At 40.6% G+C, this 24,657-nt stretch carries 21 protein-coding genes; 7 read left to right on the top strand and 14 right to left on the bottom strand.

The window, feature by feature from the left end; genetic code table 11:
• Positions 1-20: 20 nt before the first annotated feature.
• The 4 genes from CWB62_RS15300 to CWB62_RS15315 all read left to right on the top strand — a co-directional run bounded on the left by CWB62_RS15300 (position 21) and on the right by CWB62_RS15315 (position 4,074).
• On the top strand, positions 21-512 hold the full coding sequence (locus CWB62_RS15300) for a YqhA family protein (protein WP_249310671.1): 492 nt from the start codon (positions 21-23) through the stop codon (positions 510-512).
• Positions 513-712: 200 nt separating this feature from the next.
• Complete coding sequence (locus tag CWB62_RS15305; RefSeq protein WP_058403152.1) at positions 713-958, top strand: DUF4235 domain-containing protein; 246 nt, start codon at positions 713-715, stop codon at positions 956-958.
• Between the two features lie 320 nt (positions 959-1,278).
• Complete coding sequence (locus CWB62_RS15310; RefSeq protein WP_138527828.1) at positions 1,279-2,694, top strand: amidohydrolase family protein; 1,416 nt, start codon at positions 1,279-1,281, stop codon at positions 2,692-2,694.
• Between the two features lie 231 nt (positions 2,695-2,925).
• On the top strand, positions 2,926-4,074 hold the full coding sequence (locus CWB62_RS15315) for a PA0049 C-terminal domain-containing protein (protein WP_138527830.1): 1,149 nt from the start codon (positions 2,926-2,928) through the stop codon (positions 4,072-4,074).
• Between the two features lie 245 nt (positions 4,075-4,319).
• Here CWB62_RS15315 and CWB62_RS15320 read toward each other — a convergent pair whose 3' ends face one another.
• Together CWB62_RS15320 and CWB62_RS15325 are read right to left on the bottom strand one after the other, a co-directional pair.
• On the bottom strand, positions 4,320-5,078 hold the full coding sequence (locus CWB62_RS15320) for a substrate-binding periplasmic protein (protein ID WP_138527832.1): 759 nt from the start codon (positions 5,076-5,078) through the stop codon (positions 4,320-4,322).
• Between the two features lie 127 nt (positions 5,079-5,205).
• Positions 5,206-6,180, bottom strand: a complete 975-nt coding sequence (locus tag CWB62_RS15325; protein WP_138532833.1) for a transposase — start codon at positions 6,178-6,180, stop codon at positions 5,206-5,208.
• Positions 6,181-6,305: 125 nt separating this feature from the next.
• On the opposite strand from CWB62_RS15325, the gene CWB62_RS15330 reads away from it, so the two are divergent.
• A complete protein-coding gene (locus tag CWB62_RS15330; protein WP_138529632.1) occupies positions 6,306-7,334 on the top strand; it encodes a hypothetical protein in 1,029 nt (342 codons plus the stop codon).
• A 501-nt stretch (positions 7,335-7,835) separates the two neighbouring features.
• Here CWB62_RS15330 and CWB62_RS15335 read toward each other — a convergent pair.
• The 6 genes from CWB62_RS15335 to CWB62_RS15355 all read right to left on the bottom strand — a co-directional run bounded on the left by CWB62_RS15335 (position 7,836) and on the right by CWB62_RS15355 (position 14,919).
• Positions 7,836-8,672 (bottom strand): transposase, encoded by an 837-nt coding sequence (locus CWB62_RS15335; protein ID WP_249310763.1) that lies wholly within the window; start codon positions 8,670-8,672, stop codon positions 7,836-7,838.
• Between the two features lie 53 nt (positions 8,673-8,725).
• Complete coding sequence (locus CWB62_RS18895; protein ID WP_249310761.1) at positions 8,726-8,878, bottom strand: hypothetical protein; 153 nt, start codon at positions 8,876-8,878, stop codon at positions 8,726-8,728.
• Positions 8,879-9,502: 624 nt separating this feature from the next.
• On the bottom strand, positions 9,503-12,394 hold the full coding sequence (gene gcvP / locus CWB62_RS15340; RefSeq protein WP_138529630.1) for an aminomethyl-transferring glycine dehydrogenase: 2,892 nt from the start codon (positions 12,392-12,394) through the stop codon (positions 9,503-9,505).
• 156 nt (positions 12,395-12,550) lie between these two features.
• The gene (gene gcvH / locus CWB62_RS15345; protein ID WP_058403188.1) at positions 12,551-12,940 is read right to left on the bottom strand and encodes a glycine cleavage system protein GcvH; all 390 of its coding nucleotides are present in this window, start codon (positions 12,938-12,940) and stop codon (positions 12,551-12,553) included.
• Positions 12,941-13,144: 204 nt separating this feature from the next.
• The gene (gcvT, locus tag CWB62_RS15350) at positions 13,145-14,227 is read right to left on the bottom strand and encodes a glycine cleavage system aminomethyltransferase GcvT (RefSeq protein ID WP_138529628.1); all 1,083 of its coding nucleotides are present in this window, start codon (positions 14,225-14,227) and stop codon (positions 13,145-13,147) included.
• Between the two features lie 92 nt (positions 14,228-14,319).
• Complete coding sequence (locus CWB62_RS15355) at positions 14,320-14,919, bottom strand: hypothetical protein (RefSeq protein WP_138529626.1); 600 nt, start codon at positions 14,917-14,919, stop codon at positions 14,320-14,322.
• Between the two features lie 126 nt (positions 14,920-15,045).
• Between CWB62_RS15355 and CWB62_RS15360 the strand changes: the two genes are divergently transcribed.
• Positions 15,046-15,891 (top strand): LysR family transcriptional regulator, encoded by an 846-nt coding sequence (locus CWB62_RS15360; RefSeq protein WP_058403191.1) that lies wholly within the window; start codon positions 15,046-15,048, stop codon positions 15,889-15,891.
• Between the two features lie 197 nt (positions 15,892-16,088).
• The gene (locus CWB62_RS15365; protein ID WP_138529624.1) at positions 16,089-18,254 is read left to right on the top strand and encodes a TonB-dependent receptor family protein; all 2,166 of its coding nucleotides are present in this window, start codon (positions 16,089-16,091) and stop codon (positions 18,252-18,254) included.
• A 132-nt stretch (positions 18,255-18,386) separates the two neighbouring features.
• Here CWB62_RS15365 and rlmB read toward each other — a convergent pair whose 3' ends face one another.
• The 6 genes from rlmB to CWB62_RS18660 all read right to left on the bottom strand — a co-directional run bounded on the left by rlmB (position 18,387) and on the right by CWB62_RS18660 (position 24,510).
• A complete protein-coding gene (rlmB, locus tag CWB62_RS15370; RefSeq protein ID WP_006794097.1) occupies positions 18,387-19,130 on the bottom strand; it encodes a 23S rRNA (guanosine(2251)-2'-O)-methyltransferase RlmB in 744 nt (247 codons plus the stop codon).
• A gap of 5 nt (positions 19,131-19,135) precedes the next feature.
• Positions 19,136-21,577, bottom strand: a complete 2,442-nt coding sequence (gene rnr, locus CWB62_RS15375; protein WP_138529622.1) for a ribonuclease R — start codon at positions 21,575-21,577, stop codon at positions 19,136-19,138.
• A 200-nt stretch (positions 21,578-21,777) separates the two neighbouring features.
• Positions 21,778-22,515, bottom strand: coding sequence for an enoyl-CoA hydratase/isomerase family protein (locus CWB62_RS15380; RefSeq protein ID WP_138529620.1), 738 nt, complete (start codon positions 22,513-22,515; stop codon positions 21,778-21,780).
• A 113-nt stretch (positions 22,516-22,628) separates the two neighbouring features.
• Positions 22,629-23,243: a response regulator transcription factor gene (locus CWB62_RS15385; RefSeq protein ID WP_138529618.1), complete on the bottom strand. Its 615-nt coding sequence runs from the start codon at positions 23,241-23,243 to the stop codon at positions 22,629-22,631.
• On the bottom strand, positions 23,240-24,343 hold the full coding sequence (locus CWB62_RS15390) for a sensor histidine kinase (RefSeq protein ID WP_138529616.1): 1,104 nt from the start codon (positions 24,341-24,343) through the stop codon (positions 23,240-23,242). The genes CWB62_RS15385 and CWB62_RS15390 overlap by 4 nt, the downstream gene beginning before the upstream one ends.
• Entirely contained in the window at positions 24,340-24,510 is a 171-nt protein-coding gene (locus CWB62_RS18660; RefSeq protein ID WP_171034612.1) for a hypothetical protein, read from the bottom strand. The genes CWB62_RS15390 and CWB62_RS18660 overlap by 4 nt, the downstream gene beginning before the upstream one ends.
• Positions 24,511-24,657: the final 147 nt, after the last annotated feature.

Here is a 24,657-nt window from a genome sequence, read left to right on the forward strand (position 1 = left end):
CGTATAGATTTAGTCTAATTATGAAGTTGAGCAACATTGAAAATATATTTCAAACTAGCCGTTTTTTAGTTGTCATTGCGGTTATCACCGCAGCAGTATCATCGCTCCTTGTTTATGTTTCATGCGTTAATATTGTTTTTAATATAGTGGTTTCAACCATTCTCGACCTGCCCGACTCAGCCAAAGCAGGTAAAGCCCTCATAGTTGAACTACTTAAAATACTCGATTTACTATTAATAGGCATTACCTTGCAAGTTATAGCCATTAGCTTATACCGCTTGTTTATATCGCCTGCTAAATCAAAAGAAAGTAAATTTTTAGCCGCTTTTAATATCAAGGACTTTCATGATTTAAAAATAACTCTCGTACAAGTCACCTCTGTTGTACTCGTTATATTATTTTTAGAACATGCAGTGGAATTTGGCGGCACAATAGAAACCCTGTACCTAGGAATAGCCATTGCCATTGTTATAGCCGCATCAACATTTGCATGGCGCTCAATGAAAGATTAACCAAAAAAGTGTTAAAAACGCCTCGTTGTTAGTCAAATTAAAAATGAATACAAAGCTCAGCCTCATGGTTTTATATTTAAAATAGCGGCTTAATTAGGGCTTTGTTACCTTTCGGTATGTAACTTGCTGTTACTCATATTCTTACTTTAAAAATTAAACATAAATAACCCCCTATTGATATGTATTAAAAGGAGAACATTATGAGTAATAAACAACTAATTACGACGATAGGTATAGGCTTGGCTGCAGCTTCTGCTGGTATGTTAACAAGGAAAACTTTACAAAAATCGTGGGAAAAGGTTACCAACGAACCAGCCCCAAAAGACAAGCCAAGTGAAAATACAGAGATCAAAGAAGCCGTAACATGGGCAGTCGTCTCAGGTATTGGAGCGGGCGTTGCAAGAATGGCCGTACGTTACTTACTCGACAAGCGCCAATCTAAGTAGGCTAATAATAAAGCCTCTTGTCATTTGTTACAGGAGGTTTAACCTACCTATCATTTACCCAGCCAATAATTCCCCAAAACAATACCGTTATGAATATGTAAGCGTATTCCTGCAATAGACCATGTACGATTCCCCATCTAACTATTAAAACCAGAGCAAAAGGCAATACATTTTTAAGCACTGCTCAAGCACTTAGGAAGCCTCTCTCTTTAGTTAAATTATAGGTTCAACGTTTTGTTTTGCTAAGTTATGTATTTTGACGTTATCTTAACTGAGCAACTATAACTATCAGATAATAATTAAACAAAAGGAATGTACCGATGTTGAATATTACAGCAACAAGTTTATATAGATCTGCACTCTCAGTTTTAACCTGCTTATCTTTATTAAGTATTTTAGTAGTACCCATAGCAAGTGCTGCAAAGCAATCTGAACCCACCGCATTAGTAGGCGGAAGACTGATAGATGGCTTTGGTAATCAGCCACTTGCCAACAGCGTAATATTAGTAAAAAACGGACTCATTGAAAAAGTTGGAACAGTTGATACGTTATCTGTACCTACGGGGTACAAAATTGTCTCAACAGAAGGCATGGATGTACTTCCTGGCCTTTGGGAAAACCATGCACACTTAATGCTAAATGGTCATGCTGATTACAAGCACTGGCATAAAGAATATACTCCTAAACTAACAAGCGAAATAATGCCTGCAAGCGCTGAACAATTATTGTTAGCTGGGATCACCAGTGCCCGCGATTTAGGCGCACCATTAAAAGACTCCATTACAATAAAAAATAAAATAGAGAATGGTGAAATTCCAGGTCCACGCTTGTTTGTTTCGGGTCCCTTTTTGCAACACGAAGCCTACCCTGGTACCGAGCTGTATAGGTGGGGTGTTAAAAACGTTGAAGATGCCAAAAAAAAGGTCAACAAATTGGCTGATGCAGGTGTTGATATTATCAAACTCATTGACCACGACATGATGAAACTTGAGGTAGCACAAGCTATTGTTGACCAAGCCCATAAACGCAATTTAGTCGTGGTTGCTCACTCACATAAACCTGACGAAATTAGACGAGGCTTAGAAATAGGGGTGGATAATTTTGAGCACACAGGACTTACCACAGCTCCCGAATTTCCAAACGATGTGATTGCTTTACTCAGAGAGCGCACAGCCAAAGGCAGAATTGCCGGCGGACCACTTTATTGGACCCCAACGGTAGAAGGACTTTGGAATTATGACTTAACCGTTGCCAACCCTGAGCGTTTAGATAATAAATGCTGGCACCGAGGACTAGAAAAAAGCACTATTGATGATATTCGCGGCTCATTAAAAAATGTAGGCGAGCTTGAATATATGCAACTAACACCAATGCGCAAATCCACGTTAAAACGAAAAATTCAACAATTAAAAGAATCTGGCGTAGTTTTATTGGTAGGTACCGACAGCGGAATACCAACCAAATTTCACTGTCAAAGCACATGGAACGAATTAGCTGTATGGGTAAACGAAATGGATATTTCTGCAATGGATACAATTCGTGCCGCGACTTATTGGCCATCAGTGCTAATGAAAGTAAACGATAAAGTGGGAACAGTAAGCGAAGGAAAATATGCAGATATTATTGCTGTTAAAGGTGATGTATTGCGTTATATAAACCTTTTACAGCATGTTGATCTAGTCATGAAAAACGGTAAAGTTTATAAACTAGATGGTAAAGCGACAGCTGATAAATAAGGTCCTAAACCTTTTATTCTCCACTTCTTTAATACATGTTAGAAGTGGAGGAAATTTATTAAATATTCTAACTTTGTTCACCTGTAAAAAAAGCTTAATATTAGCTTTATAAATAAAAAATAAATTAAAAAAAGCAAATATCAGTCGATTCAACGTTAATGGGTTGCTGTAAGTTAACAATAATAGGATAGTAAATTACATATAAAACAATCGCGTTATCTTAGGAATATTATGATCAAAGTATTATTAGCGACCAGCTTAATCGCCTCTTCATTCGCTGCTTTAAGTAATCCTTTAACTGTTGAAGAACAGCGCATCAACAAAGCCCAATCGGCAATGCCAAATGTTTTAAAAGCATTTACCCCGCAAATATCAAGTTTTGAGCAGCAATTTAAAGAGCTTAACAACTTTAAAAGTGCAAAAACATTAGTACAAAGCTTTAGTTTTGAACTGTGGGAAAGTGCCAAGCAACGCATAATAAAAACCAAAAACTACGACGACCGAGAGCTTTACTGGGCGCGCCTGCTTTCAAGCAAAGTAATACGCACAACATCACCTAAGTTTTCAATTACGCAGGCTCAACTAAATACTTTACTAGTCCTACTTGAAGAAGGCAGCAGAGGCCGCACCGACCTTACTTTTTCATCAGGCAGCACTAAAAAAATATTACTTACAGGCTTTGACCCATTTTTACTCGATAGAAACATAAACCAAAGTAACCCCTCAGGTGTTGCGGCGTTATTACTCGACGGCCAAGTTATTAATTACAACGGCATCAGCGCAGAAATTAACACCGTTATGGTGCCTGTACGCTACGAAGACTTTGATCAAGGCATAATAGAATCACTACTTGCCCCCTACTACGCACTTAATAATGTAGACATGGTAGTCACCGTAAGTATGGGCAGAACAGAATTTGATTTAGAGCACTTCCCGGGTAAACGCCGCAGTGTAACTGCCCCCGACAATGCCAATATTGTGTATGGTGGAACGCAAACAAACCCAGTAATACCAAAACTTAATGGCCGGCCACTCCCGGGCAACGAATTTGTAGAATTTAGCTTGCCTGTAAGTTACATGCAACAAGCCAAAGGCCCTTATAAAGTTATCGACAACCGTGAAGTCACCACGCTTGAAAAAACCTATAAAGCGCCTTCGTACGGCGAGCTTAAAAATAGTATTGCGGTAAATGGCGGCGGCGGTGGTTACCTGTCTAACGAAATATCGTATAGAAGTATTCGCCTACGCGACGCACTTAATTCAAGTATACCTACAGGGCATATTCATACCCCACGTATACAACAATTCGAACCTGAAACAGAAGCTAAAATAGTAAAACAAATAAAGGCAATGCTAGAGCATAGCTTAGTAGCGCTATAGTTTATAACTACAAATTTAAGCGCGTAAAAAAGGGCAATAATATTGCCCTTTTTTATAATCAGCTGAATATGGCTTTTTATGATTGGTAAGTGGAGAGAAATTTTTATTTGCCTCTTCATAAAACGCTTATTTTAACGGAATAATAAAACGAAGTTATTTAAGACAAATTTTGCATTTTTTCACTCACAAATATGGAATAAAACACTCTCTACAGGCTGCCCTTAAAAATAAATAAAATATAACGACTATTTATCAAAGCTAGACAAAAACATACTTTCAGGTACTTTATTTTTAATCATAACGTCATGGTATGTACCGTCTCTTATACCCAAATCAATCGCTTTATTCACTACCGCCATAGCTTTTAAACTTTCAGCAATGTCTTTTGCAAATGCAACATGAATTGAACGTTTCTCAATCACGTTAGAGTCAAATAATATGTCGTTTTTAAATTCAATCAACTCAGTGCTTAACAAATACTTGCCATAGCTTTCTGACATAATTAAGCGGTCTACTTTTTGGTTAAAAAGCAGTTTAAACCCTTGCTGAGCCGTGGCAACTTCTAACAGCTCATAAGTGTGATAGCCCGTTAATATTTTATCGTGCACACCTAAACGAACACCCGCAATAATATTTTCTTTGTCTTTTCTATCCTTGTGATAAAAAGCACCAAACGCCCCCACTCCAATTGGCTTTGACAAAACCGCCCACTGCTCTCGTCCTGGCAGATTAGCTGCTAAAAATAAACCGTCAGCTTTTCCTGACTGAGTATAATAGTTCGCTCTAGCCCAAGGTAAAACAATGGCGTCTACTTTATACCCTAGTTTAGCTAAACTTTGATTTAAAAATTGCCAGCTAGCACGATAAATTGGGTAATTCTCCATCAACATTTTGTCATGATCATGACCAACCGCAAACGTAATGGTTTTATCCTTTTCACTGGCATTTAACGAGCTGATATTAAAGCATAAAATGCAAAGTAGAATGAGCGCTCTACGAACCATAGTAACCTCTTATTTAAAAGGGAATTTATAAGGCATAAGTCAACAAGGGGTCAAATCTTGACTTCAGACATCAAACAACCTCGAAGCGCTTCCCACTGTAATTTAACCTTCTTAAGTCAACAAGGGGTCAAATCTTGACTTCAGACATCAAGCAATCTCGAAGCTCTTCCCACTGTAATTTAACCTTCTTATCTTCAACCATTAATGCATTTAATCTACCAACAGTTTTTGATACTGCCGAATAGTGCTTAACATTAAAAACATTTGCTAATGCCTGCAAATCTAATCCCGTTAAATCTTGGCAAAATTTAATAGCAAACCAACGGGGTAAGTTTTTCTCTTTTCGCCCCTTTTTAACCATAACTATATCATCTACCTCAACATTAAGGTGTTTAGCTAAGTAAGTAATTACATCATTCGCTGAGTGCTTTTTACTAACAAGCTTACTTTCACTGTTTGATGTTGCAATATAACCCTTTAAGTTTTCAATAAAATCTTCACAGCCTAACACCGACAGTAACTTTTTAGCGCCATAAAAAGCGCTTATCTCTTCATTGCTCTCATATTCAACAAACTGTTTGTACGCAGCATATTTACGCTTTTTACCTTGCAGCGAAAATATAAAATCTCTATTTAGCCATTTAGGTGTCGCACCACTTTTAATAAAAGCTGAATAGCTAGACCATTTGTACTTAGCAAAGTCATCTACCAACGGGGTGCTCGTTTCAATTGGGTTACGATGAATATACCGGCTAACATGCAATAAGTAATTATCAGCATCCACCAACACCGCTTTGTAGCGCCCTCTAAACAGCGTACCATCTGTATTATGGGTTCGGTTAAAGTATTGAGTGTAAAGGCCATTAATATGCTTCATGGCTCGGCCTAAATTAGCATCGGGGGTTTTTATTAACAGGTGGTAATGATTAGTCATTAAACAATATGAGTGCACTTCAATATTAAAACGAAGGCTTGCTTGCTCAATGCAATATAAAAAATACTTAAAGTCGTCATCACTCAAAAAGGTATTTTCATGCCCTCTTCCACGATTCATCACATGATAAAACGCATTCTCATACTCTATTCGCAATGGTCTAGACATAGCAATTCACTCAATAAGCAGTAAACTATAAATCTAGACCATTGATGTATGAAGTCAAGATTTGACCCCTTTGGTTTCAGACCCCTTTGGTTTTCAATCTGATGCCCATAACAGAGGTAAATTAAGTGCCATTAAAAAATATATTACCTGTAATTCTGATGATTGGCGGAATAGCCCTTTATTTTTCTAATTTTGACAGCCCATCAAAATTAGAAAAAAACACTGTTAATATAAATACAAAACATTCAGATACTAAACACCATACAAAATTTGATGACGCTTTGCAGCTACCCCAAAATAAAAAAGAATTAGGCATCAAGGTATTAGAAAGAAAAGTTGAGCAAAAGAGGGGAATACATCAAAATTGGTGCTCAGCTTCAAAAGACGTCATAATAGAGGACCGTATACTAATCGAAGACTCCATGAGTGATTGGGATGCAAGAATAGGCAAGGCTTATGTCGGATTCCGCGCAGAGATACATCAAGATGACTTTTTTTATCCCGACAACTATGTTTTAGCTCCCTATCAAGAAATGGGCTTAGACGAACTCGAAAGGTCCGCTAATTTAAATGATAAATGGGCCATGGTGACATTTATACAAATGGCAACGTATAAAGAACATAAGAAAGCTCTAAATTTTGCAAATGAGCTACTTATTCAAGGCGCTGTTCATCATGCACTTGAGTATTTAGTAAAATCAGAATTAATTCTGGCTAAAAGTAACCTTATGAAAAACGACTTAAATAGCGCTAGCAATAATGTTGCCAATGCTATTGCATACTCAATATTAGGTCTAGAAGAGTATAGCGAAGGTGGTCTGAAAGCATATTTAGGTATTATAGAAAGAGATAAAGAACTTAAAGAAATCTTTCAACCGTTAAGATTTTTAAAAGAAAGAAGTTCACTTATTAAAAAAACATATAACAAAGTCAGCCTAAAACTATCAGATGAGCGAGAAAGCAGATCTATTTTTCTTGAACAAGCACCAGATTTAGTCAAAAAGTACTTTAACACTAACTTGGCTGCCGTTACTTTAAATAAAGAAAAAGAATTAGACCTATTAAATGAATTGAATATCAGCAATACATTATCAAAGGCTGACACTAAATGTGTTGATAAATTGAGAGATGCAATGCAATCTTTTGTAAAATAACTAGGCATTGGTAATTTTAATTAAACAATTTTGTTATTGATAAGTTTAGTAGAGAAGATCACCCATTAGGAAGTTCCGGTCAAGCAGGCAGCTGTGTTTTCTTGATCTTTTATTCAAAAATCAAGTGTTGTTACTTTTTAAACTCAATTTAAATTTGGCTATACACCTAGTCATGACGTCGATTGGTGTGAATATGCACCAGTCACCCATATGAATTTAGGCGGTTTAATTAAGCATTATTGATGATTAATTAATGCCCTTGGCTTTCGCCTCAGTCATCGTTTAGTTCCAATATCAGTCCAGTTTCTGGCTGTGTTTACACACTGCGCTGTAACAATCCTGTGGTTTATGCTTGAACATAACCAACCCTTTGTGGCTCAAACATTGGGCATATCCAGTATTTAAAATATGAGCGGTTAACGTGCAGGCTCAATCAAATCTAGTGGTTTTACCAACCCCATTACTAGCTCAACACGTTAACCTAATTCCGTTTTATGGTCGTTAAGAAAAAGCCTTGTGTTCATCAAATGGGACATTATCTTTAAGCACGTGATAACAGGCTCTTGCGAGCTTATGCGCAACCGTTTTAATTGCGATAACCTGGTTCGTTTTAGCCAGTTTTCGTTGATAATATTTTTTGATTGTCGGGTTGTACCGAATGGCAAAATTAGCGGCCTCAGTAAACGCCCACGCTAAATAACGATTACCATTCTTTTGATTTGTAGCGCCTTTTTTCTTTCCATTACTGTACCTTGCTCCTTTAACACAGCGACAATAGGAGGAGAAATTACCTGGGCTATCAAAACGTTTAATCGTGCCTGTCTCTAACATAATGGTCAGTGCTAACGTATTCCCAATCCCATCAATACTGGTTAGGTTTATAAACTCAGGGGAGAGCGATGTTTGTTGTAAAATAGCACTCTCTATTGCGTTGATTTGCTGTTGAGCACAGCGTATTAATGAAAGGTTAGAAATGACCGACAGTGCTGTATTCGTTGAGCTGAAATCGGTGTGTACTTGCTCAACATTGACGCCTTTTCTGATAGCGGCCATTTGTTTGATTTTGTTGCTACTGAGCTTGTATCCAAGATGACGCATGTAACAACTTTGCACTGATAATAAGTTTTTAGTGGACTGTTGAACAATGTCCATTCGTTTACGCATTAAGTCGCGAACAGCCCTGAGCTCTCGAGGATAAATATAGCCCTCAGGCAGAATGTTTAAACGTAGCATTTCAGCTAACCAACACGCATCACTGTGGTCATCAGCATGCTTTAAGCCTGAATACTGTTTAATTGCAGCGGGGTTTGCTAAGTGAAGTTTAAACCCTTCATCCATTAAAGCATCGACTAACCAATACCAGTTAAAAGTTGATTCAACAACAAGTCCTTTTAAATTGTCTTTATAAGGACTGAGAAAAGATAAGATAAAATGACAGACATGTCATTATTTAAACGCTTAGCGGTAAGCGTTTCACCGTGTGAATTAATGATAGCAATAACACTATTATTTGAATGCAAGTCAATTCCACCATATAGTTTCATACTAAGCTCCTCGTGATACTGTTTATGTTTTGAACAACACAACTGTATCGAAAAACTCGAGGAGCTTTCTATATGATTATCAGGTCTTGTTTCTTGCCAAGACCAAACATCAACCTCACGTTTAACCCACCTCCCCCGTCATCGCGCCCTGAAAAGAAGCAATTGATGAGTAATATCGCGCATGGATGCGCGATAAGGCGAAACTAGGCCATGGATGGCCTATCTTCGCCGTTTATGTTCACATCAATTGTGATTTGAAGGAAATAGCGTGATGCTCGGGGCGCCGTGGGGTTCCAAGGGCCGGTCGGCGGTAGCCGCCCCTTGGTTGCCGCCAGCAATCTGGCAAAAAACCTTGAATAAGGTTTCTAATATTTAAAAAGCGCGAAATGCATTCACATTATCGGTGGTTATAAACCTCAAACACCTATTCAAATACTTATTCGAGCTACCGCCCGCGCGTCAGCAAGCTAAACGCCAACAACAATTAAATACCTTTTGGGCTTCGCCCAACACGCCAGCAAGCTGTGCGTCTACAACGTTTTAACACAAAAAAGCCGCTGCATTGCTGCAACGGCTTTTATAATTTCGATAAATCCTCACTCTAAAGTGGAATTTTTTCAAAAATTAGTCGCGGTAAGTCTCTACCGCTGGGCATGAACATACTAAGTTACGGTCGCCGTATACATCATCTATACGTGTAACCGTTGGCCAAAACTTATCTTTAGCAACGCTTGGTACTGGGAATGCAGCGTAAAAACGGTCATACGCGCGGTCCCATTCGTTACCTAACACGTCAGCTTGTGTATGCGGAGCAAACACAAGTGGGTTGTTTTCGATTGACCATTCGCCAGAGATTACTTTGTCGATTTCGCCTTTGATTGACACCATCGCTTCGATAAAGCGGTCTATCTCGCCTTTTGACTCAGACTCTGTTGGCTCAATCATCAATGTGCCAGCTACTGGGAACGACATAGTAGGTGAATGGAAACCGTAATCTTGTAGGCGCTTAGCTACGTCCATTTCAGTAATGCCTGACGCTTCTTTTAATGGGCGTAAGTCAACAATACATTCATGAGCAACGCGGTTGTTACGCCCACGGTATAAAATTGGGAAGTGCTGGCTTAGCTCGTGCGTTAGGTAGTTAGCGTTCACAATGGCCATTTCGGTGGCTTGTTTTAAGCCCTCTGAGCCCATCATGGTAATGTAAGCCCATGAAATAGGTAAAATAGCCGCTGAGCCGTAAGGCGCTGCCGATACGGCACCGTTGTTAATGTTGGTACCCGGTACATTAATTACGCTGTGGTTTGGCATAAATGGCGCTAGGTGCGATTTAACACCAATTGGGCCTACACCTGGGCCGCCGCCACCGTGCGGAATACAAAACGTTTTGTGCAAGTTTAAGTGCGATACGTCTGAACCAATAAAGCCTGGGCTTGTTACGCCTACTTGTGCGTTCATGTTTGCGCCGTCCATGTAAACTTGGCCGCCGTGCTCATGAATAATGTCACATAGTTCACGAATGGTTTCTTCGTAAACACCGTGGGTAGATGGGTACGTGATCATGGCACACGACAAGTTTTCAGACACTTCTTCAGCTTTCGCTTTAAGATCGGCCATGTCGATGTTGCCGTTTTTGTCACAGTTAACCACCACAATTTTCATGCTGGCCATTTGTGCCGACGCAGGGTTAGTACCATGCGCAGAACTTGGGATTAAACATACATTACGGTGCGCATCGCCGCGTGACTCGTGGTATTTACGAATGGCAATTAAGCCTGCGTATTCACCTTGTGCGCCCGAGTTTGGCTGTAGTGAAACCGCATCGTAACCGGTAATGTTAACTAGCCAGTCGTGTAGCTCGTTAATCATTATTTGGTAACCTTCTGCTTGGTCTAGCGGGCAGAATGGATGAAGGTTTGCAAATTCAGGCCATGTAACGGGGATCATCTCAGCGGTCGCATTTAGTTTCATGGTACATGAACCTAACGAGATCATTGAGTGGTTAAGCGCTAAATCTTTGTTTTCAAGGCGCTTAATGTAGCGAAGCATGTCTGTTTCGCTGTGGTAGCTGTTAAAGTTTGGATGCGTTAGTACTTCGTCATCACGCACTAAACTTGCTGGAATAGAGTCGCTACCGTTTGCTTCAATATCGGCTGCAATGGCATCTACGCTTAGGCCGTGGCCTTCACCTAGTACAATATCAAATAGCTCAGCTACATCGGCACGTGTTGTGGTTTCTGAAACCGAAATTGAGTACTCGCCGTCGTGGTTTGTAGCAAAGTTAACATCGTGTGCAATGGCACGTGCTATTACATCGTTTTTGTTGTCGCTTACTACTGTTAACGTATCAAACCATGTGCTGTGCTTTAGTGCCACGCCTTTTGCTTTTAGGCCAGTTGCTAAAATATCAGCAAAGCGGTGAATGCGCTGCGCGATAGTTTTTAAGCCTTGCGGGCCGTGGTACACCGCGTAAAACGCGGCCATGTTGGCAAGCAGTACCTGCGCTGTACAAATGTTTGAGTTGGCTTTGTCACGGCGAATGTGTTGTTCGCGCGTTTGCATAGCCATTCGTAGTGCGTCGTTACCTAAACGGTCTTTAGATACACCAATAATACGCCCTGGTAATGAACGCTTGTACGCGTCACGTGTTGCAAAAAATGCAGCATGTGGGCCGCCGTAACCCATTGGTACACCAAAACGCTGAGCCGAACCAAGTACTACGTCGGCACCTAGTTTACCCGGTGCTTTTAATAGTAATAAACTCATAATGTCGGCAGCAACACAGGCAATGGCCTTTTTGCTTTGTACGCCGGCAATTAGGTCGGTTACGTCAACTATTTCACCCGATGTAGATGGGTATTGGAATAATGCGCCAAAAATGTCGTGGTTAACGGCGTCGGCCGCTTTACCTACAATAATTTCAAAACCAAATTGCTCAGCACGGGTGCTTACTACGTCTATAGTTTGTGTGTGTACGTCGTCGGCAATAAAAAAGGCGTTGGCTTTTTTAGCTTTTGATACACGTTTTGCTAGGCCCATTGCCTCGGCAGCAGCGGTTGATTCGTCAAGTAACGACGCGCTTGCTAAATCAAGGCCTGTTAAATCTAGGGTCATAGTTTGGAAGTTTAGTAACGATTCTAAACGCCCTTGTGCTATCTCTGGCTGGTACGGCGTGTACGCTGTATACCAACCCGGATTTTCTAGTACGTTACGTAAAATCACGTGCGGTACATGTGTTGGGTGGTAGCCTTGGCCAATGTACGATTTGAAAACTTTATTTTTGCTTGCTACTGACTTTAAGTAGCTTAGTGTTTCAACTTCAGTACGGCTTTCGCCAATGCTTAGCGGTTGCTCTAGGCGAATGTTAGCCGGTACAGTTTGATCGATCAGCTCTTGTACACTCGATACTTCTAAAGCACTTAGCATATCGCTTACTTGCGCTGGGCTTGGCCCTATATGGCGGCGAATAAAATCTTGCTTTTGCTCTAACTGCTCAAGAGATTTGGCGTTTGACATGTGTCTAGATTCCTATGATCCTAAATACTAATGGGTAACTAGTATTAATTAAAATATATGATGATTTAACGTCAAAATGGTATGGAAAGTTGGCGATAAAATCATAAAAGCCCCATCAAACATAAAACGGGGCTTTTAAGTATCAATAAAGAGTGATTACTCTTCGTCGATAGTGTGCGAGTAACCTTCAGCGTCTAATAGGTTGTCTAGTTCAGACTCATCAGATGCTTTAACACGGAATAACCAACCATCACCGTACGCGTCGTTGTTTACTGTTTCAGGTGCGTCTTCTAGCTCTTCGTTAATGGCAACAATTTCGCCGCTAATTGGTGCGTAGATGTCTGACGCCGCTTTAACCGACTCTGCTACTGCACAATCTTCGCCTGCGTCTACTTCGTCGCCCACTTCTGGCAATTCAACAAATACCATGTCACCAAGTAGTTCTTGTGCGTGCTCTGTAATACCTACAGTAAAGGTACCGTCACCTTCGTTGCGAACCCACTCGTGTGAAGAAGCGTATTTTAATTCAGTAGGGATATTGCTCATTATCTTGTTCCTTTGGTTATGATACCAATCAAATTAAATATTTAACCACTCTAGCGGTCTAAATAAAGCGCTAACATCGTTATTAATTTTTCAGGTAGAACAACTACATATCAAAATTAATGCCTTGTTATCACTCTATTTATCCGTCGCTGTAGGTGGTTAATAACTCAACATGATTGGTATTATTGGGTGATAACACCAAATTTAAATTATTGATTTACCGTTACGTACAAAGCTAGGCTTCACTACTTTAACGTTAACTAATTTTTTGCGCATTTCTACTTGAGCTGTGTCGCCTGTTGAACGTGGTACACGTGCAAGGGCTACACTAAAACCAAGTGTAGGTGAGAAAGTACCTGAGGTAATAACCCCTTCCCCACCGTCAACAATTACTTTTGAACCGCTTCGCAATACGCCTTTTTCTTCAAGTACTAAACCAACAAGTTTGTCGGTGCTTTTTTCAGCGCGCTGTTTAACCAGTACGTCACGGCCAATAAAGTCACGATCTTCAGGTTCCCATGCAATAGTCCATGCCATGTTAGCGGCAAGTGGTGATACACTTTCGTCCATATCTAGGCCGTAAAGGTTCATACCTGCTTCTAAACGTAGCGTGTCACGTGCACCTAAACCAGCTGGCGCTACACCTGCATCTAGCAGTTGTTGCCATAAATCGGCTGCTTGGTCGTTTGGTACTACAATTTCGTAACCGTCTTCGCCAGTATAACCCGTTGTAGCAATAAATAAATCACCCACTTGAACACCAAAAAACGGCTTCATACCTTCAACTGCTGCTTGCTGCTCTGCATTTAAAAGCGTGCCTGTTTTTTCGCGTGCGTTAGGGCCTTGTACTGCAATCATTGCAAACTCTGGGCGCTCAGTCACTGTAACGGCAAAATCGCTCGATACATTAGCTAAATGCGCTAAGTCTTTTTCGCGCGTAGCCGAGTTAACCACTAGGCGGTAAAACGTTTCGCTGAAAAAGTAAATTATAAGGTCGTCGATTACGCCGCCTTGCGCGTTAAGCATACCCGTGTAAAGTGCTTTGCCCGGTACGGTTAATTTAGCCACGTCGTTTGCTACAAGCTTACGTAAAAATGCTTTAGCTTGGTCGCCTTCAATATCAACAATGGTCATATGTGATACGTCAAACATACCTGCATCGTTACGCACTGCATTATGTTCTTCTATTTGTGAGCCGTAGTTGATTGGCATTTCCCAGCCATGAAAATCAACCATTTTTGCGCCCGCTTCTAGGTGCTTAGCATGTAGTACAGTTTTAGAAGTCATAACATTCCTTCACGTTTTAAATTAACCCTTAATGGGCGTGGCTTAAATTAAAAACAGGCAAACATAGCTATGTTTGCCTGTTGATTGTTTTGTTATGCGGCCTGACTTTGCATGACTGCAAAACCTTGCGTTTGCATATAGCTTTGCCATTTTTGTAGCTCTGGCGCTTTAGCTATGAGCACAAAATGCTGCTCATCTTTGTTATCAATTGCGGTAATAAATACCTCACCGCTTTGCGCACCGTAGCATAATTGCGCGTCAGATAATCGCAAACCGGGTGTTAACTTAAAGGCATCAACTAACGTATCAAAGGCGTTTTCGCCGCTTAAGGTAAAGCTGGTTAAGTCGGTACGAATAACGTAGTCAATATCAAAACGAAGCTGTTGTTCGTTTATAAGTGACTGTAATTGAAGGCTTGCGCTGTAAGGTAATACAAATCGAAAGGCAGTTTCGCTGAAATAATACACGGCGTAGCTAAAGTCAGAATTGAAATCGCCGTCTAGCGTGCCTTTTAAGCCTAAACCGCTGGCCGTTAATTTTGTTAAATCGTGGCCTAAAATACTGCTTAAAAATACAGAAGCTTCGCTGCCGCTAAAATCCATTACAACTGTGCTGTTATTTGCTTGCAAAGCGTTTATAACCGCGCTGTTGGCGTTGCTGTGGCGGGCAAACATTATTGGGTTAAAAGTCATAACAAACACCTGTGTATTTTTAATCTTAAAATTATATTGCGCGGGGTCTGTAACAACAAATTGTAATTATTTATCAATTGATAAATAATACTTATATATGTGGCCACATAAATTGTAATTTTAAATATGAAAAATATATCAACCGACAGTTTACGCACCTTTGTAATGATTGTAGATGTAGGCGGATTTGCCAAAGCAGGCGACTTTTTAGGCCTTTCACAGCCTGCGGTAAGCTTACAAATAAAGCGCTTAGAAGATGTATTAGGTTATAAACTATTTAAAAAGCAAGGTCAGCGCCAAGTACTTAACCAGTACGGCGAACTATTATTGCCCATGGCAAAACAGATGATGCAATACAACGACGCCATTTTGCAGCAATTTACCTCAGAGAGTATTGCCGGAAAAGTACGCTTAGGCATACCTAGCGAATTTGCAGCGCGAATACTCCCTTCTATTATTGGCGACTTTGTGGCGCTTTACCCAGAGGTATCGCTTGAAGTTAAATCGCGTTTAAGTAAGCATTTATTATCGGCTTCTAGGCAAGACCAATTTGATTTAGTTCTTGCGCTAAACGAGCAACTTACCTCAAGTAAATTTCCTATTTTTATGCAAGACCAATTGGTATGGGTGGGCGATTTAAACCAAGCACAAAACCAAGTAGTTACCTTAGTAACCGCGCCAGAGGGATGCATTTATCGCCGCCGCGCTACCGATGCGCTTAAAAGTGCCGGCATAAAATACCGTATTGTATATAGTAACGCCGACTTAACTGGGCTTATTGCGGCTTTAAAAGAAGGGCTTGGCATTACAGTACTTGCAAAAAGTACCGTACCCAGTGAGCTTAATTACCAAGTACAAACTAAATACCTACCTGCACTGGGCGACATTGGTATTAGCTTGGTTAAAAGTTCAGGTGAGTCTGAAAATGCGGTAGATAAGCTTGCTGAGTTTATTGCCTTGCGTTTAGGCTAATAAAACACACACTCAACTTTATACCTAGCGTCACGATTACAAAACAATACAAAAGATATAAAAAAGTTAATTAAGTTACATAATATATGTTTTTAGTTCTAAAAAAATGAATATTTTTATACTAAATAATATTGATTCGCATTCGTTAACGTGTTCAAATTACGCCAATTCAGATAATCAACGTGATTAGGACAAAAATGAACCCTAAGTTTTTAGTATCTACTCTTGCAACTGCGGTTGCTTTGTCTTTTACAGCCACTGCAATGGCTAAAGACACCAGCGATAAAGAACAACGCTTTGAACAAATTACAGTTATTGGCTCACAGCAAGCTATAAACGACATTCCTGGTTCGGCTACTTTTATCTCTGACGAAGAACTTCAAAAATTTGAGTTTACCGACATTTCGCGTGTTTTAGCGTCTGTTCCGGGTGTTTACGTTCAAGAAGAAGATGGCTACGGCCTTCGCCCTAACATTGGTATGCGCGGTACTGGTACCGGCCGTAACGATAAAATTTCTGTGATGGAAGATGGTGTATTAGTCGCACCTGCGCCTTATTCTGCACCTTCTGCTTATTACTTCCCTACTATGGGTCGTATGGAAACAATAGAAGTATTAAAAGGCGCGGCCTCTGTTAAGTACGGTCCTCGTACTACAGGTGGTGTTTTAAACTTACTTTCTCGTAGCTTACCAACCGAGCCAAATAGCTCTAAAGGTATGGTAGATGCAGCCCTTGGTAGCGATGGCTACTACAAAGGCCACGCATACTTTGGTAAAGAAAAAAACAACACGTCTGGCTTAGTTGAAGTATTTACTTACGGCGCAGATGGCTTTAAAGAGCTTCCTGTTGGCAGCGACAACACGGGCTTTGAAAAAACAGATTTACTATTAAAATTTGGCCATACGTTTGGTCAAAACGATGCGCATAACATTGAGCTAAAAGTAAAATACTCTGACGAAACATCAGACGAAACTTATATGGGCTTAACTGACGAAGATTACACAGCAAACCCTAATCGCCGTTACGCTGCATCACAAAATGATGAAATGAATACTCGCCACAATGCTTACCAACTAAACTACGCGTATCGTTTTGGTGAAGGCTACGAATTACTTGCAACCGCTTACCTAAACGATTTTCATCGTAACTGGTATAAAGCAAGCAGTGTAGGCACAAGCACACTTGAACAATACAGCGATTTTGAAGCAAACCCAACAAGCGAAGGTATTGAAGGTATTGAAGGTATTGGTGTTAAAGCTAACAACCGTGATTACCAAGCAAAAGGCATTCAGTCTGAATTACATATTCCTGCAGGCGATCACTACGTTACAGTTGGTGTGCGTTACCACGAAGACGAAATGGATCGTTTCCAATGGCAAGACACGTACACGCTTAATCAAGACCTAAGCATGACGCTTACATCGCAAGGTATTCCTGGCTCAGATAGCAACCGTGTAGACAGCGCTAAAGCAAGCACGTTATTTGTTCAAGACGAATGGACATTAGACGCGTTAGTTATTAATGCAGGCCTTCGTTACGAAGACATTACCATTAAACGTGAAGAATGGTCTAAATCAGATCCAACGCGCAGCAATGGCTTAACTAAAGATATTTCGAACGATACTGAAATTTTAGTGCCATCGTTAGGTGCCACTTACACACTTAACGACAACATAACGTTACTTGCTGGTATTCAAAAAGGTTATGCTCCAGCGGCACCGGGTAATGCAGACCAAGAAGAAGAAGAAAGTGTAAACCTTGAGTTTGGCTCTCGCTTTAATATGGATGGCTTTAACGGTGAAGTGATTGCGTTTTTCTCTGATTACGACAATATGCACGGTAACTGTACTGCGGCAGTAGGTTGTAGCGACGAGAACATTGGCGACCAATACAACTACGGTGAAGTAGAAGTGTCGGGTTTTGAATTTAGTGCGGGTCGTACATTTGCAACAGACGCAGCACAATTCCCAGTTAAATTAACGTACACATACACTGACTCTGAGTTTAAAAACACGTTTGATTCAGAAATTTGGGGCTCAGTAGAAAAAGGCGACGCAATGCCTTACGTACCAGAAAACCAAGTTGCTTTATCGTTAGGCGCTGAGTTTGCATCGTTTGTTGTTAACAGCCAAATACGTTACGTGTCTGATTCTCATGCCGACCTATCTGACTCAGGCTTAAACGCAATCGATAGTCGTGTAGTGTGGGATTTAGCAGCTAAATACTTAATCGACGACAACCAAAAAGTATACTTAACGGTTGATAACCTGTTTGATAAAACGTACATCGCTAACCGTGCTAATGGCGGTATTCAGCCAGGTAAGCCTCGTAGTATTCAAATGGGCTACACATATAGCTTTTAAGTAATTGCTGAGTAAAACGGCTCGTTAGCTGAACCGTTTTACTCACGATATGCTAAGCAAATAATAGATACAAAAAAGCCGAGATTATTTAATCTCGGCTTTTTTAATGCTTAAGCTTTAAGCTAGGGCAATTTAATTGTTTGCGTTACGTTGGCGTAATACTTCAAATAAACAAATACCGGTTGCAACCGATACATTTAAGCTAGACACCGAACCTGCCATTGGAATTTTAACCAATACATCGCAATGCTCACGCGTTAAACGGCGCATCCCCTCGCCTTCTGCGCCCATAACAATGGCCATTGGGCCTGTTAAGCTTGCATCAAATACGTGTGTATCGGTTTCGCCAGCGGTACCAACTACCCATACACCCGCATCTTTAATTTCACGAAGCGTACGTGCAAGATTAGTAACCTGAATAAGAGGGACTGTTTCTGCTGCGCCACACGCTACTTTACGCGCTGTGCCGTTAAGCTTTGCCGACTTATCCTTAGGAACAATAATCGCGTGAACACCTGCCGCATCTGCACTACGCAAGCATGCACCTAAGTTATGCGGGTCGGTTATGCCATCAAGTACCAATAAAAATGGGGTTTCTTCACGGGCAATGATCACATCTAGATCTTTTTCGTTGTACGTTGGCGCCGCTTTTACGTTAGCAATAATACCTTGATGCTGTTCGTCTTTCGACTTGTTATCAAGCGCTTTACGCTGCATAAATTGTACTGAAATACCAAATTTACGTGCTTCATCAATAATCGGTGTTAAGCGTTTATCATCACGGCCTTTAAGGGCGTAAATTTCTAAAAATCGCTCAGGCTCTTTTGCTAAAATTGCTTCAACAGAGTGAAAGCCAAAAATTAATTCATTACTCACGTATTTTATGCTCCTGGGCTTGTACGTTTACGGGCATTTTTGCCTGGTCTTTTAGGCTTTTTAGCCGATTTCTTTTTCGGTTTTTTCTTTGTGGTGCCGTCGGTAGCTTTAATCGCCGACTTACCAGCAGCTTTGCCTTTACCGGCTGGCTTTTTTTTACCTTTGGGCTTGTCGTCTGACTTTTTGCCCGGTACTTTGCCTGCTTTTAACTGTGAGCGTACACTCGCTGGTGCTTTACCTTTTGGTGCACGACGGCGTGAATACCTGTCTTGTGCTATATCGCCTTTGAGCACTAAGTTTATACGGCGATCGTCTAAACTAACTGAGGCAACTTGCACTGTCACTTTATCGCCAAGGCGGTAAACTTTATGTGTGTGCTCACCTATTAGGGTATGTTTTGCAGCGTCGTGCTGGAAGTATTCATCACCTAAATTAGTAACATGAATAAGTCCGTCAATTTGTAAGTCGTCTAGGCGTATAAACAAACCAAAATTAGTTACCGATGAAATAACCCCGTTAAACTCATCACCAACGTGGTCTTGCATAAACTCACATTTAAGCCAATCGGCTACTTCGCGAGTCGCATCGTCTGCACGGCGTTCGGTGGTTGAACACTGCTCACCTAATTGATCTACTTCGTCGTCGGTATAAGCATACGCGCCTGATGTTTGTTGACCTTGTGCTTTTAGTACCGCTTTAATTGCACGATGCACAACTAAATCTGGGTAACGACGAATTGGCGATGTAAAGTGCGCATAAGCCGAAAGCGCTAAACCAAAATGGCCTATGTTATCTGGCTGGTAAACGGCTTGTTTCATTGAACGCAACAGCATAGTTTGAATAAGCTCGGCTTCTGGGCGCTCACCTAATTTAGCTAATACTTGGGTTATCTCTTTAGGGGTTGGTTCATCACTTAATGTGCTTTGAATACCAAGCTCAGTTAAAAACTGAGTAAAGTTACCCAGCTTTTCGCTGTCGGGCTCGTCATGTACACGGTAAAGTGCGCTGGCTTCGTGCTTTTCGAGTAACTTAGCCGCTGACACGTTGGCTAAAATCATACATTCTTCAATAAGTTTGTGCGCGTCGTTACGAATAACGGGCACAATAGACTCTATTTTACGCTGCGCATTAAATACAAAGCGTGTTTCGAGTGTTTCAAACTCAATAGCACCGCGCTCTTGGCGTGCTGATTTGAGCGCCATATACATTTGCTGTAAGTCAGTTAAATGTGGCACTACGGCGGCGTATTCGTCGCGAAGCTTTTCGTCGTTTTGTAAAATGGCGTTGACTTTGGTGTACGTTAAACGCGCGTGCGAATTCATCACAGCTTCGTAAAATTTATAACCCGACAACTTACCTGCCGCTGATACGGTCATTTCAGCAACCATACATAAACGGTCTACTTTTGGATTGAGTGAACACAACCCGTTAGACAGTACTTTTGGCAGCATCGGAATAACTTGCTCAGGAAAATAAACTGAGTTACCACGTGCTATGGCTTCTTTATTTAATGGCGTGTTCATACCTACGTAATGCGATACATCAGCAATGGCAACCCATAAACGCCAACCGCCTGACTTTTTAGGCTCACAGTACACTGCATCATCAAAGTCGCGTGCGTCTTCGCCATCTATGGTTACAAGCGGTAAGTTACGTAAATCTACGCGGCCTTGTTTGTCTGCATCTTCGACAAATTCGCCTAAGTGAGCCACTTGTGCGTCCACTTCTTCTGGCCAAACATGCGGAATATCGTGATTACGAAGGGCAACTTCAATTTCCATACCAGGCGCCAAATGTTCACCCAGTACGTCAACAACTTTACCTACCGCGTTCATATTGCGGCTAGGGTTTTGAGTAATTTTAACCTGCACCATTTGGTTGTGGCGGGCACCGTTTTCGTTGCCAGGTAAAATCATGATGTCTTGCGTAATACGCGGGTCTTCAGCGACTACAACTGCAACACCATGTTCAACAAAGTAACGCCCTACAATAGGTGCGCGCTCGTTGGTAAGCACTTTAATAATGCGGGCATCGCATTTTGAGCCAGAGCCACGTTTTGTGCCTTTAGCTAGTACAATGTCGCCATGTAACACCATGTTCATTTGATGTTTGGCAATAAACCAATCTTTGTTCTCGCCTTCAACTTCTAAAAAGCCAAAACCGTCTCTGTGGCCTATTACTTTGCCTTTGGTTAAACCGGCTTCGTCAATCAGTGCATAACATTTAAATTTATTAAAATATAACTGACCATCGCGCTCCATGGCACGAAGGCGACGTTTAAATGCAATTTGACGCTCTTCGTCATTCACGGCTAGTTCTTCGCATAACTGTGCGTAGTTAGCAGGTTTTGAACGCTCTTGAAGATGAGTAAGTATAAACTCACGGCTAGGGACGGGGTTTTCGTACTTTTCTTGTTCTCGACTGAGATTTGGATCTTGGTTTGACATTCACTATCTTGTTAGTTGGTTATGGAAGTATTTTAACCCATATACGTAAAATGAGACAGGTAAAAGCACTTAATCTTTAAACAAAGCGCATTTATCGGTTATTTAGTTTTAGAAAACTTAGCGTACCGGGCCTTAATGCGTGCTTAATTATGCAGCTTAATTATGTCATTGTGATTAAGCTGCATCCGTTAACTCAGTTATTACTTAGTTTTATGCAAATTTTTGTACAACATTTTACTCACGTTATCGATAAAGGCTGGGTCTTCTTCTTTTATAGTGTGTAAAATGTGTTTATTCATTTGCGATTTGTTTTGAGCGTAAATCCAACGGTTTTTATTAAACTGCGCTGCAAACTCATAAACGCCGGCTTGTAGTTCGTCGTTATCGTTAAATACCGCTTCTATTACGTTATTTTCAAACAGTTGTTGCGCGCCCACGCGTTCGCCCGTCATTGCTAGCCTATTAAAAAAGGTTTGCGGTATCGCTTTATTAATTATAGGAAACATAGACGGTACAAAAGGGACCAATACATCAACCTCTGGAAAGCAAAAAAAGCCTTTGTCTGACTTCATAAATCTAAAGTCGCAGGCACAAGCCAGTACAGCACCATTACCATACGTATGGCCGTTAAGGGCGGCAATAACAGGCATAGGAAACGTAACAATACGTTGTAGTAACTGTGTTATTTGCAACATAAAGTCAGAAATAGCCGCTGGTAAAATGCTTGGATTTGCCATCCACTCAAGGTCAATACCCAACGACCAGCTTTTGTCGCTTGCCGAAGTGAGCACAACCGAATGAATGCTTTTATCAGCCTCAATATGATCAAGGTGTAAATTAAATTCAGCCAAAAACGCTGGATTGTGTCGATTTTCTGCGGTGTTCATCGATAATATTGCGACACTGTTTTTTACTGTTAAATCTATTAAGTTTGCCATTTAACCCTCTTTTAGCGCATTTTAAGCTTGTTTTAAGCGCTGTTCGTTTCTTTATTGTTATGGCTAATATAGTAAGGGTTTGTGTTAAATTTATAAACCTTAATCACATGTGTTTATAACCACCCTTTTTGTTTAGCTATACGTGCTGCGTCGATTCGGTTTGTTGCATTAAGTTTGGCGATGGCGTCAGACAAATAGTTACGCGTTGTGCCTTCACTTATAAATAACTGTGTGGCTATTTCGCTCGTTTTAAGGCCATCGCTTGCAAGCTTTAATGCTTTTCGTTCTTTGTCGGTAAGTGGGTCGGCGTCGTCTAGAGCGTTAATCGCAAGCTCTGGGTCAATTACCTTTTGACCTTGCATTACCTTTTTAAGCGCGTTGATTAGTTCGTCACTTGGGGCTTCTTTTAATATGAACCCTTTAACACCGGCACTTAACGAGCGCCTAATATACCCAGCGCGTGAAAACGTGGTCATGATCACCATTTTTATAGCCGGAAATTGCGTTGCTATTTTTTCGCTAAGCTCAATACCATTCATAGTAGGCATTTCTATATCGGTTAAAATAATATCTGGCATCGCACCTTCATCAAGCGCATTAATAGCATTTAGGGCCTCTTGCCCGTTGCTTGCTTGGCCAATTACATCAATATTAAAATCTAGGCTAAGTAATGCACTAACAGCGTCACGCACTAGCGCTTGATCTTCCACTAAATATACTTTGATCATTGTAAATCCTCTGATGAAATTGGCAGCGCTACGTTTAATGTAAAACGTTCGCCACAGGTAAACGTTGCACTGCCTTGTATTTGCTCTGCCCGCTCTTTGATCCCATTTAAACCATTGCCTGCTTTAAGTGTGATGCAAGGAGCATTATCTATCACTTCAATGAGTAGTTGCTGGGGTGTTTGTTTAATTGTTATTACACAGTTTTTAGTTGCACTATGGCGTAATAAGTTAGTAACTGACTCTTTAATTATTAAACTAGCAATGCCCTCTACCTTGGCAGGTAGCACAGATAACTCAACGTTAAACGTGACATTAAAGTCCTGCTCTAATAACCGTTGTTTTAACTGTGCAACTTGGCTTACTAGATTCAGCTCTTTTAAGTCGCTTACAGCATTGCGCACATCGCTTAATAGCTGTCTTGCAAGGTCGGCTACTTGGGCTATTTCGTTGTTTGCTTGCTCGTAGCGCTCCCCTTGGTTTAGCTTATTAGCCAGCTCGGCCTTTAATGCAATAGATGAAAGTGAGTGGCCTAAAATATCGTGTAGGTCACGCGCTATACGTTCTCGCTCAGCAATAGCAGCTAATTGCTCTAATTGGTTTGCGCTTTCTTGCTCACGCTTTTTATGGTCGCGTTCTCTTTTTGCTGCAATTCCATAACTAAATAAGGCGGCACATAATATTAATGCGACAGCCAAAAAGTACTGAAGCTTTCCCATATCGCTTAAATACGAACTTGCAAAAAGCGCGACTATAATGGCTAATGCAGCATAAAACCGCTGCTTTTGGGTATAACTATACCCTGCCACATAGGCAACAAAACCATACAAAGTAGGTGTGCCAGAGGTAAAAAAAGTAGCGCTAAAACAAATGGCCAGCAAGGCTAAAAATAAGGGGGTAATTTTTGTGTTATCGCAGTTAATTGCTTTTATGTACAAAATAATAAAAGCAATATAAAAAGCTAAACATAGACTCATTTGGCTTTTTGTAAATTGGTCAAAATTAATAATTAATGGCAATAAATAAAAGCCTGTAAAAATTAAATGGCCGTATTTCCAAAACGTTTTATCCGTTTGTTGAGAAAAGCTACTTAGCGAACTCATGCTAATACCTCAGGTGTATTATTTTTATTTAAAGCACTATTTTTGTTAATAAATATAGATACCACAAAAATGCTCATCAGCATAAAATAATCAATGTAAGTGATAGTAAAATTGAGCGAATCAAAAAATTCGCTGATATCAAGACTCATTAAAACTAAACTATTCATAGCGCTCTCCTATTAAGTAGAGTAACTATGCCAGTACGTAAAAATAATAAGAGTGTGAAGTGTCATTAACTTTGCTGACATTTGTCATATTTCAAAAAATTCATCTTGTAGATGCTCGCCCAGTGATAACATGCTAAAAAAAGGAGA

Origin of the sequence: Pseudoalteromonas sp. S408 (assembly GCF_005886645.1) — a bacterium.
Lineage (GTDB): Bacteria > Pseudomonadota > Gammaproteobacteria > Enterobacterales > Alteromonadaceae > Pseudoalteromonas.

Coding starts and splice junctions, on each gene's coding strand:
- CWB62_RS15300 (WP_249310671.1), top strand. CDS start 21: ATGAAGTTGAGCAACATTGAAAATATATTTCAAACTAGCCGTTTTTTA.
- CWB62_RS15305 (WP_058403152.1), top strand. CDS start 713: ATGAGTAATAAACAACTAATTACGACGATAGGTATAGGCTTGGCTGCA.
- CWB62_RS15310 (WP_138527828.1), top strand. CDS start 1,279: ATGTTGAATATTACAGCAACAAGTTTATATAGATCTGCACTCTCAGTT.
- CWB62_RS15315 (WP_138527830.1), top strand. CDS start 2,926: ATGATCAAAGTATTATTAGCGACCAGCTTAATCGCCTCTTCATTCGCT.
- CWB62_RS15320 (WP_138527832.1), bottom strand. CDS start 5,078: ATGGTTCGTAGAGCGCTCATTCTACTTTGCATTTTATGCTTTAATATC.
- CWB62_RS15325 (WP_138532833.1), bottom strand. CDS start 6,180: ATGTCTAGACCATTGCGAATAGAGTATGAGAATGCGTTTTATCATGTG.
- CWB62_RS15335 (WP_249310763.1), bottom strand. CDS start 8,672: ATGGATGAAGGGTTTAAACTTCACTTAGCAAACCCCGCTGCAATTAAA.
- CWB62_RS18895 (WP_249310761.1), bottom strand. CDS start 8,878: ATGAAACTATATGGTGGAATTGACTTGCATTCAAATAATAGTGTTATT.
- gcvP (WP_138529630.1), bottom strand. CDS start 12,394: ATGTCAAACGCCAAATCTCTTGAGCAGTTAGAGCAAAAGCAAGATTTT.
- gcvH (WP_058403188.1), bottom strand. CDS start 12,940: ATGAGCAATATCCCTACTGAATTAAAATACGCTTCTTCACACGAGTGG.
- gcvT (WP_138529628.1), bottom strand. CDS start 14,227: ATGACTTCTAAAACTGTACTACATGCTAAGCACCTAGAAGCGGGCGCA.
- CWB62_RS15355 (WP_138529626.1), bottom strand. CDS start 14,919: ATGACTTTTAACCCAATAATGTTTGCCCGCCACAGCAACGCCAACAGC.
- CWB62_RS15360 (WP_058403191.1), top strand. CDS start 15,046: ATGAAAAATATATCAACCGACAGTTTACGCACCTTTGTAATGATTGTA.
- CWB62_RS15365 (WP_138529624.1), top strand. CDS start 16,089: ATGAACCCTAAGTTTTTAGTATCTACTCTTGCAACTGCGGTTGCTTTG.
- rnr (WP_138529622.1), bottom strand. CDS start 21,577: ATGTCAAACCAAGATCCAAATCTCAGTCGAGAACAAGAAAAGTACGAA.
- CWB62_RS15380 (WP_138529620.1), bottom strand. CDS start 22,515: ATGGCAAACTTAATAGATTTAACAGTAAAAAACAGTGTCGCAATATTA.
- CWB62_RS15385 (WP_138529618.1), bottom strand. CDS start 23,243: ATGATCAAAGTATATTTAGTGGAAGATCAAGCGCTAGTGCGTGACGCT.
- CWB62_RS15390 (WP_138529616.1), bottom strand. CDS start 24,343: ATGAGTTCGCTAAGTAGCTTTTCTCAACAAACGGATAAAACGTTTTGG.
- CWB62_RS18660 (WP_171034612.1), bottom strand. CDS start 24,510: ATGAATAGTTTAGTTTTAATGAGTCTTGATATCAGCGAATTTTTTGAT.